Origin of the sequence: Varibaculum cambriense, assembly GCF_022133705.1 — a bacterium.
GTDB classification, from domain to species: domain Bacteria; phylum Actinomycetota; class Actinomycetes; order Actinomycetales; family Actinomycetaceae; genus Varibaculum; species Varibaculum cambriense_A.
On the sequence record NZ_JAKNHJ010000019.1, the window covers coordinates 12,274 to 23,001 of the forward strand.

The 10,728-nt window shown below is 51.9% G+C and carries 11 protein-coding genes; 6 read left to right on the forward strand and 5 right to left on the reverse strand.

Annotated elements, in window-relative coordinates; all coding sequences use genetic code 11:
- Positions 1-15 precede the first annotated feature (15 nt).
- Positions 16-711, forward strand: coding sequence for a metal-dependent transcriptional regulator (locus tag L0M99_RS08735; protein ID WP_024058745.1), 696 nt, complete (start codon positions 16-18; stop codon positions 709-711).
- 33 nt (positions 712-744) lie between these two features.
- Here the strand turns inward: L0M99_RS08735 and L0M99_RS08740 are convergent, their stop codons facing one another.
- Positions 745-3,819 (reverse strand): AAA family ATPase, encoded by a 3,075-nt coding sequence (locus tag L0M99_RS08740; protein WP_024058746.1) that lies wholly within the window; start codon positions 3,817-3,819, stop codon positions 745-747.
- Positions 3,820-5,067 (reverse strand): exonuclease SbcCD subunit D, encoded by a 1,248-nt coding sequence (locus tag L0M99_RS08745; protein ID WP_238128379.1) that lies wholly within the window; start codon positions 5,065-5,067, stop codon positions 3,820-3,822. It lies immediately after the preceding gene.
- Positions 5,068-5,155: 88 nt separating this feature from the next.
- Here L0M99_RS08745 and L0M99_RS08750 point away from each other — a divergent pair, with 88 nt between their 5' ends.
- On the forward strand, positions 5,156-5,914 hold the full coding sequence (locus L0M99_RS08750) for a type I 3-dehydroquinate dehydratase (RefSeq protein WP_022865137.1): 759 nt from the start codon (positions 5,156-5,158) through the stop codon (positions 5,912-5,914).
- 1 nt (position 5,915) lies between these two features.
- Positions 5,916-6,707, forward strand: a complete 792-nt coding sequence (gene hisN / locus L0M99_RS08755) for a histidinol-phosphatase (RefSeq protein WP_024058748.1) — start codon at positions 5,916-5,918, stop codon at positions 6,705-6,707.
- On the opposite strand, the gene rsgA is transcribed toward hisN, so the two are convergent.
- From rsgA to L0M99_RS08770, 3 genes are read right to left on the reverse strand one after another with little or no spacing between them, the layout of a single operon-like run.
- Entirely contained in the window at positions 6,669-7,670 is a 1,002-nt protein-coding gene (gene rsgA / locus L0M99_RS08760) for a ribosome small subunit-dependent GTPase A (protein ID WP_024058749.1), read from the reverse strand. The two genes, hisN and rsgA, sit on opposite strands and share 39 nt — an antisense overlap.
- Positions 7,657-8,985, reverse strand: a complete 1,329-nt coding sequence (gene aroA, locus L0M99_RS08765; protein WP_024058750.1) for a 3-phosphoshikimate 1-carboxyvinyltransferase — start codon at positions 8,983-8,985, stop codon at positions 7,657-7,659. The genes rsgA and aroA overlap by 14 nt, the downstream gene beginning before the upstream one ends.
- A gap of 3 nt (positions 8,986-8,988) precedes the next feature.
- Positions 8,989-9,375, reverse strand: coding sequence for a hypothetical protein (locus L0M99_RS08770; protein WP_038108941.1), 387 nt, complete (start codon positions 9,373-9,375; stop codon positions 8,989-8,991).
- 94 nt (positions 9,376-9,469) lie between these two features.
- On the opposite strand from L0M99_RS08770, the gene L0M99_RS08775 reads away from it, so the two are divergent.
- The 3 genes from L0M99_RS08775 to L0M99_RS10025 all read left to right on the forward strand — a co-directional run bounded on the left by L0M99_RS08775 (position 9,470) and on the right by L0M99_RS10025 (position 10,669).
- On the forward strand, positions 9,470-10,168 hold the full coding sequence (locus L0M99_RS08775) for a sigma-70 family RNA polymerase sigma factor (RefSeq protein ID WP_238128380.1): 699 nt from the start codon (positions 9,470-9,472) through the stop codon (positions 10,166-10,168).
- On the forward strand, positions 10,168-10,473 hold the full coding sequence (locus L0M99_RS08780; protein WP_024058753.1) for a hypothetical protein: 306 nt from the start codon (positions 10,168-10,170) through the stop codon (positions 10,471-10,473). Before L0M99_RS08775 ends, L0M99_RS08780 begins: the two co-directional genes overlap by 1 nt.
- A gap of 121 nt (positions 10,474-10,594) precedes the next feature.
- On the forward strand, positions 10,595-10,669 hold the full coding sequence (locus L0M99_RS10025; RefSeq protein WP_373277209.1) for a 50S ribosomal protein bL37: 75 nt from the start codon (positions 10,595-10,597) through the stop codon (positions 10,667-10,669).
- Positions 10,670-10,728 lie beyond the last annotated feature (59 nt).

A 10,728-nucleotide genomic window follows, 5' to 3' on the forward strand; every position in this document is an offset into this window, starting at 1 on the left:
CTAAGGTGTAAAAAGATGGATAAGAAATCTAGGGACGAGCAGGCGGGGGACGAAGCGGCAGCCTCGCGGGTAGTGCAAGACTATTTAAAGCGTCTTTTAGGAGCAACCGAATGGGGAGGAAACTCCCTATCAGTATCGGGATTGGCTCAAAAAATGGGGGTAGCGCCCTCGACTGCCTCTGAAAATGTCCGCCGTTTAGACAAGTTGGGGCTGATCACTCACGTTCCCTATCGGGGGATTACGCTTACTGAAAAAGGAGAAAAGTTAGCTTTAAAAATGGTGCGAAAACATCGCATCCTCGAGACCTATCTGCACCAGAAACTGGGGTACCCTTGGGACCTGGTTCACGCGGAAGCAGAAGAACTAGAACACGCCGCCTCCGATAAATTAATTGCGGCGATGGAACGGGCACTGGGCAGTCCTCAGGTGGATCCCCATGGCGATCCCATTCCCACCAGTGATGGGCTCTTACCTAAAGTTTCGATGATGCCGCTAGGGCAAGCTCCCTTAAACACCCCGGTTACAGTTACCCGCATTAAAGATAGTCAGGCTGAATTGCTGCGCTTCTTAGAATCGGTAGGGGTAGTTCCCGGTTGTCAGTTGCTGCCTTTAGAGATTATTCCGGAAGCCGGAATAATGCGCCTAAAGGTAGCAGGACAAGAAATTACCTTGGGTAAACCGGCGGTAGCCGCAATTTGGGTTACTTCCTAAGTTGGAGCGCACGCACAGGTTTTAGCGCGCTAGCTAGTTACCGATAATTCTTAAGGTAGAGCCTTTATCTTTTGCGGCGATAACCTGAATCTGATCCGCGATTTCACCGCGTAACGTGTCCACGTGACTAATCAACCCCACAGTTCGCCCAGAAGTGGAAGTGTTTTTTAGCGCTTCCATTACCAATTCGCGTTTACTGGTATCCAAAGTACCAAAACCCTCGTCAATAAACATTGACGAGATTTCTATTCCTCCAGCTTCCGCAGTTACCACTTCGGAGAGTCCCAGAGCCAAAGAGAGGGAACAATAAAACAGCTCTCCGCCTGAGAGCGCTGATATTTCACGGACCTTATCGGAAGAGTTATCGGTGACTGCCAGGGATAACGCCTGGTTACGGCGACGGGAAGATTCGGAGTCGCTACGGGAAAGCTGGTAGCGTCCTCCAGAAATTTTTCTTAAATGCGGATTGGCGGCACTTAAAACTTCTTCAAAACGATCCAAGAGCACCCAGGTAGCTAAGGGAGCACGCAGCGCGGAACCTTCTTCACCCCTAGCTAGATTTGCGAAGGTGATTAGGGTGGCAGAATCCTGGATCGATTCCAAATAATGGGCAGTAGCGGTTTGCAAGTCACTTACCGCGGCCTCCACCGCCTCTAATTGCTCTTGAACTTTCGCTAGTTCTGCCTGCTTCTGTCGGAGAATTTCTGCCTGGGCTCTGGCTTTTTCCGTCAAGGCTTCTAAATCTGGCAGCACAAATTCTGGGGCTCTCAGCTTTTGCATCCGGTCAGCCTTCAACTTTACCTGGTTGGTCTGAAATGCCTGATCCCAGGTCTGTACGACAGTTTTTAATTCTTGGTATTTGTCTGCTTCCAACAAGGCAGCTTGTACCGCCTGAACATCCGGGAAGCGCGCCCCAAGTAAAGCTTTCTCTAAACGTTGGCGCGCTTGTGCGAGGTTCCCTAGGGCTTCCTTGGTACTGGTCAGGTTCTTTACCAGTAAAGCCAGTTTCTTCTGGTCTTCACTAAGGCGGTTTTGCCGAGCCAAAAGGTTACTTGACTGCCCGGAAGCAGTAACTTCGGTGGTAATTTCACGGATCTGGTTCAGCGCGTTAACATACTTATTCTTTTCTAGGTTAGCCCCGTTAACCGAGGTTAGTGCTAAATCCCGATACTGTTGAGCCTGTTTTTCTATCTCTGCTAGCTGCCGCCGCACCGCTTTTAGCTCTTTTGCTTGCGCCTGCAGGTAGGCCACTCGGGCGTCAATTGCTTGTGCTTTTCCAGGCCAGCTTTGCCTTAAGTGTTGGATTTCATCCCGCAAACGGTCGCGTACTTTTCTTAGCTGTTCCTCTTTTTCTTTTAAAGTAGCCTCTGCGCCACTGAGCTCGTCTTTTTGTTTAGTTAACTCGCTGAGGGAGCGCTCCCTATTAGCGTTTCCCAGGGCAGGATCCGGATGCGAGAGGGATCCACAAACCGGGCAGGGAATGTCCGCTTCCAGGTGAGAAGCCAAAAGAATCGCCGAATCTACGAAAAAACCTTGCTCGTATTCGTCAGTCGCCGCTCGCCTCGTCTCCACCTCTTGTTTTAATGCGGGAAGTTTATTGACCTCGCTGTGAAAGCGTTTAAAATCCTGCAAAAAATGCTGGCGTTCTCCCTCGTAGTGACGTAATTGGAGCTGTTTTTGCCGGGCAGGCTCGAAACTGAGCTGTTCTTTTTCTAGGCGCAGCTGCCGGATTTGTAGCGTCTGCAGCTGTGGTGCTAACAGCGTTAACTCTTTGGCAGCCTGGGCGGCAGCTCGGGAATGCTCAATGTAGCCTTTACGAGCGTTTTTAGCGGCAACTTCTAGGGTGTGAAGTTTTTTCTGCCGTTCAATCAGTGGCGCCAGTAACCCCAACTCTTTAGAATTATCTTCCTGTTGCTTGGCTACCTTTGCGTTTAGGTTATCTAGGGAAGTTTCTGAGGTCGGTAGCGGGTAGGTATCAAAGGGCGCGGGGCAAGTCTGCAGCGCTGTTAGCAGTCGCGTCTTAGCGGTAGCTAAGTTTTCTTGATAGCGTAGTTTTTCTTTGATTTCGGAATCCACTAGTTTTGCGCGTTCGTGAAGCGCAATTTGTCTTCGATTGGTCTCTATGCCTTGCTGGCGTTCTCGAAGCTCTTTATCTTCCGCCAATAGGCGAGTAAGTTCCTGGAAGTCCTCCCTGAGGGTTTTTGCTGCCTCTTTTTTCTCTAAGGCTGCCTGGTACTGGGTACCTGCGGTTTTTACCTGCTGGCTTTGGGTGGATAGCCACTGATTAGAGTGCGCGGCTGGCAACAGGTAGTAAGCTTCCCAAGATTTGATTAAATCTTCGTCTAAGACTTTCGGCAAATCCGAAAGCGTATCGCGTAAGGTGCCTAATTCGCTGTGGGAACTGCCCACCGATTGTGCCAGTTTATTCCAGTTATCAGCGAAAATCTCTAACTTGCTGACAATAGTTGTCGAGCCTGCTTGAGCATTAGTTTCCGCCTGCCGGGCGCGCTCGGTAAATTCCTTTTGCATCCGCTCAAAGACTTGGGTGCCAAAAATTTGTTGCAAAATCTCTTGTCTCTCATCGGAAGATGCCCGTAAGAAACGAGAAAAAGCCCCCTGGGGCAAAATCACGGTCTGCAAAAACTGGGATTTAGTTAGCGGCAGGATCCGGTTAGCTAACTCCTCATTAACGGTTCGCGGTTGCGAGGCAATCGCGTCGCCCGGATCAGCATCCTCACTGCTTAGACGCCACAAGCTTGCCTGTGCTGGCTGCGAAGTTGTCCCCGATCCGCGTTGTTTAGGTCGCTCATATTTGGGGGTGCGCCAAATCCGGTAAAGCTGTCCGCGCGCCTCAAAATCTAGCTGCACCCAACTTATTTGGTCATCACCAGCATAATCAGAGCGCAGCCGGCTTTTTGAGGAGTTAGATTCCAAAGCCACGTCGTTATAGAGGGCAAATACAATGGCATCCAGAATGGTAGATTTTCCAGAACCGGTAGGGCCATGAATCAAAAACAGACCTGAGCCGGTACCCAGTTTGGTGAAATCAATCGTTTCTTTGCCGCCAAAAGAGCCTACGGCCTCGAAGCTAAGCTTTAAAATCCGCATTTAACTCTCCTCCCGAACCTGCTCATAAATCTCTTCTACCAGTCGGGTTTCACTTTCTGTTAGCTCTTTTCCGACGCGTGCTTGCTTAAAGAAATCTTTAGCAAGCGCGGCGGGACGGTAGCGATTAGCTCTTAGGGAGCGGTGTTGCTCCTCGAAACTTGCCCGGGAAGTTTCATGCAAGATAGCTAAGGCCTTGGGGAAACGTCGCTTTAACTTGGTGACCAGATGGGCTGGACGCTGCGGGTCGGTCACCGTAATTTCGAGCCAATAGGAAGTGAAATCTTCATAGCGGGGGCTGGTCAACAGGTTTTCAAAGGAATCTTTGATGCGTCCTACCGGCCGGAATACTGGGGTGGGCACTAGCTGGGGATCCAGATCGGCAGCTGCGGTATCTAATAGCACCACCGATTTCGGGGTGTGACATTCGGAGAAAGAGAAAGTAATCGGGGAGCCGCTATAGCGTCCTGCAGATCTGTCGGTATGTAGTTTTTGGGGCACATGTAAATGTCCCAACGCTAGATAATCGGGTGCCGCTAAATCGGAAGATGATTCGGGATCGGTTTCCCCATAGTTTTCAAAGACCTGCAGGGGAACCGATTGCACAGTCCCGACGGTGATGTCCCGTTCGCTGTCACTAGCCTCGCCACCTACGGCAAAAGCGTGGGCCATAACCATAGTGCGGTCAACGCGAGGAAGGCGGAGTTGCGCTTTGCCCACTCGGCGCATGGCCGCCGCTACTACTGCTTCGTGTGAACGCGGCAGGCGGGGAAGGGATTCTTCTCCGTCACCACCTGCTGCTTCTTCTTTTTCCGCAGGTAGATATCCATCATAAAGACTGGTGCGTACCATATCGGGGTTGAGATAGGGGATGCCCCAAACCCGCAGGGTTTCAGCGGCGGCATTGATTTCCACCGGGCGGGTAATATCGGCTAAAGCGGTACGCAAATATAGGTTGCCCCGTACATAGGGAGCTAAAAAGCCCAGTCTTTCCGCAGAATCATGGTTTCCGGGAGTTAAAATTACTGCGGTTAGTTCGGTCAGTTCCGCCAATGCCCCGGAAACAATCTCTAAAGATTCCAGGGAGGGAATCGCGCGATCAAAAATATCCCCAGATACCATCACGGCCTGCACGTGCTCCTCACGCACCAGCTGAGTGAGGAAAGAAAAAAATTGGCGATGCGCCGCAGCTAAATCTTCCCCATAAAGAGTGCGACCCACATGCCAATCGGAGGTGTGGACTAACTTCATACCATCGATTTTACTTATTTACCGGCTAGGCACCGGGGATGTCAGGTGCGATATGTTTGAGCTAGTAAGACTTCCAGGAGGCAAACCGATGGAACCAGGCTCACTGTTTTCCCCGGGGCGACCGGCACTAATTGTTCCACTGACCGGTACAAATCAAGTCGAACTGCGGGGGCAGATTTCCCGAATTCCCCAGGCAGCCGATCTGGTCGAGTGGCGATTGGATCTGCTCCGTGAATACCACAACCCCGCCTACTTGCGGGAAATTGTGGAGGCCGTGGCTCCGGTTATCAAACTCCCGTGGCTAGCTACCTGCCGCAGCAAACATCAGGGGGGAGGCTCGCAGATGGTGCCTACCCACCAGTTTGAAACTATGAAGATGCTGGTAAAGGCGGGAGCCAGCGCCCTCGATATTGAGGATGATTTTTCTTTGGCAACTGAGGCTTTAGCTTATGCTCATGACCTGGGGGTAGTGAGTGTGCTTTCTCGGCATTATTTTGCGGCCGCAGAAGCCGAAAAGATGGATCGCGAAAGCATCTATAACTGGTTAGCCGCCGCCCATGAACGCGGGGCGCAGGTGGCAAAACTGGCTCTTACCATCACCAGCACGCAGCATCTGCTAGCCGTTTTTACCGCCATGGAAAACTATTACCGGGACACTGCTGGTAAGCGCCCATTTCTCGTTGCAGGTATGGGGCCACTTGGTACCGCCAGTCGTCTGGTAGGGGGAGTATTCGGTAACTGTGCAACTTTCGCGGTGCTCCCAGGAGCGGAACCCAGCGCCCCGGGACAAGTAACAGCCGCTTTGCAAGCAGAAGTTCTATCCGCTCTCGGAAAGGAAGAATCATAATATGAGGAATATTGGTGAGGACGTAGGCCTGCTACTAGAAATCGCAGACCAGGTAGATCAGTACACGCTAACGCATTTTACCCAGCGTGACTACCAGGTGTATGAAAAAGCTGATCTAACCCCAGTATCTGATATTGATCGCGGTGCCGAACAGATGATTCGGCAGGCGTTAGCGGATGCCCGCCCTGATGACCTGATTTATGGGGAAGAATACGGGGGGAGCGCCGCCGAAGCTACCCAAGCTCGCTGGATTATTGATCCCATTGACGGCACCAAAAATTTTGTGCGGGGAGTACCCGTCTGGGCAACCCTAATCGGTTTGGAACTGGATGGAGAAATGGTGGCTTCGGTGGTTAGCGCTCCAGCTTTGGCTCGCCGCTGGTGGGCTGGTCGCGGCGTAGGGTCGTGGCGTTCCTTTAACAGTGGGGAACCACAGGCTAATCGAGTATCGAAAATAACGGATTTAAAAGAAGCTTCTTTTAGCTATTCCTCCCTGTCCGGGTGGGAAGAACGCGGCAAATTGCAGGCATTCTTGGAGCTGGCTCGAAAAGTATGGCGCACCCGCGCCTACGGAGATTTTTATTCCTATATGTTAGTGGCCGAAGGGGTAGTTGACGCCGCGGCCGAACCGGAACTGGAGATCTACGATATGGCAGCGTTAGTGCCCATCGTTGAGCAAGCTGGAGGGTGTTTTACCTCGCTGGAAGGGGAAAAAGGATGCGTTGGTCGCAGCGCCTTGGCGACTAACTCCCAGCTACATCAGCGGATTTTGGCTATGTTGGGAGGCAAGTAGACGGCGGAAGGATTCTACCCGTCGCGCTTGCGCGGGATCGGTTTTTTCCAGCGCACTCAACTGGCAGCCCGGTGAAGACGCTAGGTGGCGGCAAAGTTTCGGACAGCCGGTGGCTACCTCCGCTAGATCGGGGAAGGCGGCCAGCAGATCCTCCTCGCTAATATGCGCTAAACCGAAAGAGCGAATCCCGGGAGTATCAATCAACCAGCCATCGTGGAAGGGGAGTGCCATTACCGAAGTAGAGGTGTGGCGACCGCGTCCGGTCACCTGGTTAACGTGTCCGGTGGAGCGTTCAGCCTGGGGGATCAGCTCATTCATCAGCGAAGATTTACCTACACCCGAGTGGCCAACCAGTACACTGACCCGCCCAGCCAGCATCTCGGCTACCTCATCGATTCCTTCTCCGCTCTCTATACTGGTTACCACGCTGGGAACCTGCAAAGGACCAAAAAGCTCTAGCAGCGGCTCTGGTGAGGTCAGATCGGATTTAGTAACCAGTAGTAACGGCTTGATTCCGGCGCAATAAGCGGCGACTAATAGCCGATCAATCATTCCCGGACGGGGCAGGGGATCGGCGCAGGCGGTAACAATTGCCATTTGATTAGCGTTGGCTACCATGGGTTTTTCTTTCGCCCCGGGACTATCTTCGGCGGAGCGGGTTAGTTCTGTTTTCCGCGGTAAAACCTCCACAATCCGCGCCAGAGAGCCACTATTTCCACTTAAATCCCCGGTGACCCGCACCTGATCCCCGACTACGATACCGTGCCTGCCTAGTGCCCGGGCTTTTACCCCCACTAGTTTGGTGTCTCCCATTTGTACGTGGATCCGACCGCGATCTACCGCGAACACAAAAGCGGTGGGACTGGCGGAATAATCTACCTGCTTTTTTGACCGGCGCGGTTTCGAACGGGCGGGACGAACTCTAACCCTGGGATCGTCGGTACCAATATCACGCCGCGCCATCAGCACCGGCCAACATGGCTTCCCAAGTCGCAGTAAAGTCCGGGAAAGTCTTACCTACGCACTCAATATCTTCAATTTGTACCCCGGGAACCTTCAAACCGATCAGAGCAGCAAACATAGCCATTCGATGATCACCATAGGTTTGCACTAAATCACCCTGTAAAGGTGCCGGAGAAATCCGGAGGGTAGTTTCACTGGCTTTAGCGTTACCCCCCAAGCGTTTAATTTCCGTTTCGAGGGCGTTTAAGCGGTCAGTCTCGTGTCCGCGCAAATGCCCGATCCCGGTCAGTTTAGAAGGCTCCACCGCTAAGGTGCACAAGCCCGCTAAAGTAGGAGTTAATTCTCCTACCGCTTCCAAATCACATTGGGCGCCACCGATTACCCCACTGCCTTGACAAACCAGACTGCCTTCCGGAGAGCGGTAAATCCGTGCTCCCATAGGAGTTAGCAGTTGGCGCCAAGCATCCCCAGGTTGAAAAGTCTTAGCAGGCCAATGCGGGATACTAACTTGTCCGCCACAAATCATGGCCGCGGCCAGGAACGGTCCGGCATTAGTTAAATCGGGCTCGATGTGACGCTGGCCTCCCCGTAAGCGAGCAGGCCGACAGCGCCACAGATGACGAATCTGGCGAGTATTCCAATCACCGGTTTCTCCACCCAGGTTTTCAATCTGCCCGTCACAGGCGTTTACTTCCGCTACTGTCATTTCCACGTGGCGAATAGAAGGTAAAACCGAGTCAACCTCTATCTGGAGTTCGAAGGGTAGCGCGGGTGAGACTAATAGGAGGGCAGAAACATATTGGGAAGAAGCAGAAGCATCTATCTTTAGCTGTTGCAGTTGCTCACTGGCATTAAGCTGACCGTTAATAGTGAAAGGTAGCTGTCCCGGGTTTGGCATATCGCTAAATGTGGCACCCAGTTTAGTTAAAGCATCTAACAGACCCTTCATAGGACGAGCGCTGGCAGCTACATCGCCTTGAAAACGTACCGGCTGCCCGCTCAGCAGCGCTACCGGCGCTAAGAACCGCATTACCGTTCCTGCCAGACCGCACTCGATAACCCCAGTTTGGGGAGATAAATGTGCCGGGGGAGTAATTAGGAGTCCTCCCGCTTGCTTTTCCACCTGGGCACCAAACTCTTGGATCCCGGCAATCATCAACTCGGTATCCCGACAGCGTAGCGGATTGGTGATTAAAGTTGGTTCTTCCGCTAGCAGTGCTAACACTAAGGCGCGGGCAGTTAAAGATTTAGAGGGCGGAAGCGAGATTACCGCATTCAGCGGGGTACTTTTAACGGGGGCGTTCCAGACAGTCAATACTTAGTCCTGTCTAGTGGGAAACACTTCGGAGGTTAGACCGGCATGGAGCGCTAAACCTTGCGCAATTCGTAAAGCATCAACTTTGCCTGGTTGCCAGCCATTGACAATCGTAGCGGCTCCGTTAGCTAGCACCAAAGCACTAGTGGCTAGGGGAGAACGACGAGTGGTAGCCATCCGCAAAGCCAAAACGGCAACGGCCGCGCCGCAAACTTTCGCAATAGTTTTCACATCGTTTTTGGTTAGAGGAGGAAAACCGTTCTTTTCCATTAGCTCTAGGTGATGTTGGGCTAAGTGTGCATGCTTATCACTGTTACGGATCGCGTCGATCCCCTCAATCATCAAAGGCGCTGCTATAAGCGCGCGAGAAAGTGCATACCTTTTAGCCATGCTTCTATTCTTACCTAAGCTGCTGGCTATTTCTAGCTTCTGGGAGCTTAATTACCCAAAGTAGGGTTGCTGAAACCAAGCTAGAATGGAATTAATGAAAACTGAAATCCTAGAGGCAGAGCGGGTAGGCACGGCGGCGCCCCCTAAAACGGTAGCGCTTGAGCGCGGGCATAGGCCTGCCGGCGAGGACGGGAACGGATCTGTGTCAGATCCCTTAGCTACCGGTGATAATAATGTGCTCCTTTCGGACCGTTTCAGCAAAGAAGCCCTACCGTTACTAGATCAACTTTATGCAGGAGCGCTGCGACTTACTCGTAAACCTGCAGATGCGGAAGACCTGGTTCAAGACACCTATATGCAGGCTTTTCGTAAGTTTAACCAGTACCAACCAGGTACCAATCTCAAAGCCTGGATGTACCGGATTATGACTAATACCTTTATAAACCAGTACCGTTTAAAAACCCGGCGTCCCCAAGAACAGGGATCTGGAGAAATAACTGATCACGCCCAGGTAGCGCAATCACTGCATCATGGAGAGGGAATGCCCTCTGCCGAGACTACCGCTTTGGAACGCCTTCCGAATGAAACTATCCAGGCTGCCTTTGAAAAACTTTCGGATGAGCATCGAGCGGTAGTATACCTGGCGGATGTGGAACAGTTCAGCTATAAGGAAATATCGCAGATTCTGGGAATCCCCCTAGGTACTGTAATGTCTAGGCTTCATCGAGGGCGCAGCCAACTTAGAGAGGAACTATCAGAATATGCCCGCGAGTACGGAATCGGGGTGAAGTAATGAACGAGCAGCCATGTGGGCGTGATCCCTTTAGACATGCCACGGAGGAGTGTCGCGAACTTAGTGAGGATGAGGCACGCCATATTGCTGAATGCCCTTGTTGTCGGAAAATCCTAGAGGGCGAAGCTGCCGGAATCTCCTTGTCTTTACGGCGCTGCCTATGTCACGGAACCGTGGCTCCTTCGACCTTACGGACTCGGATAGTGCAGGCGCTGGCGGTATCTATGCAAACAGATGGGATGCAGCTTACCTATGAAGAACAACGTTACCAAGAAGAACAACGTTACCAAGAAGATCAGACCTGAGATTGCCGAAATTAATGGTTACTTAGGTCAAATATTTTTTCGCCAGCATTTTCAGTTTTAGAAAACGTGGGATTATATGTAAAACTAGGGACGTTGTTTATTTATTGGGAAGGTGTAAAAGATGTCTAAACGTGGACGTAAACGCAAAAGCCGCCGTACCAGTGCCGCCAATCACGGCAAACGGCCTAACTGCTAAGAGCTTTAGCTACCGCTAAATCATTGCGGTAAAAGCTTTGGGGGGTGGTGACTTTTCGT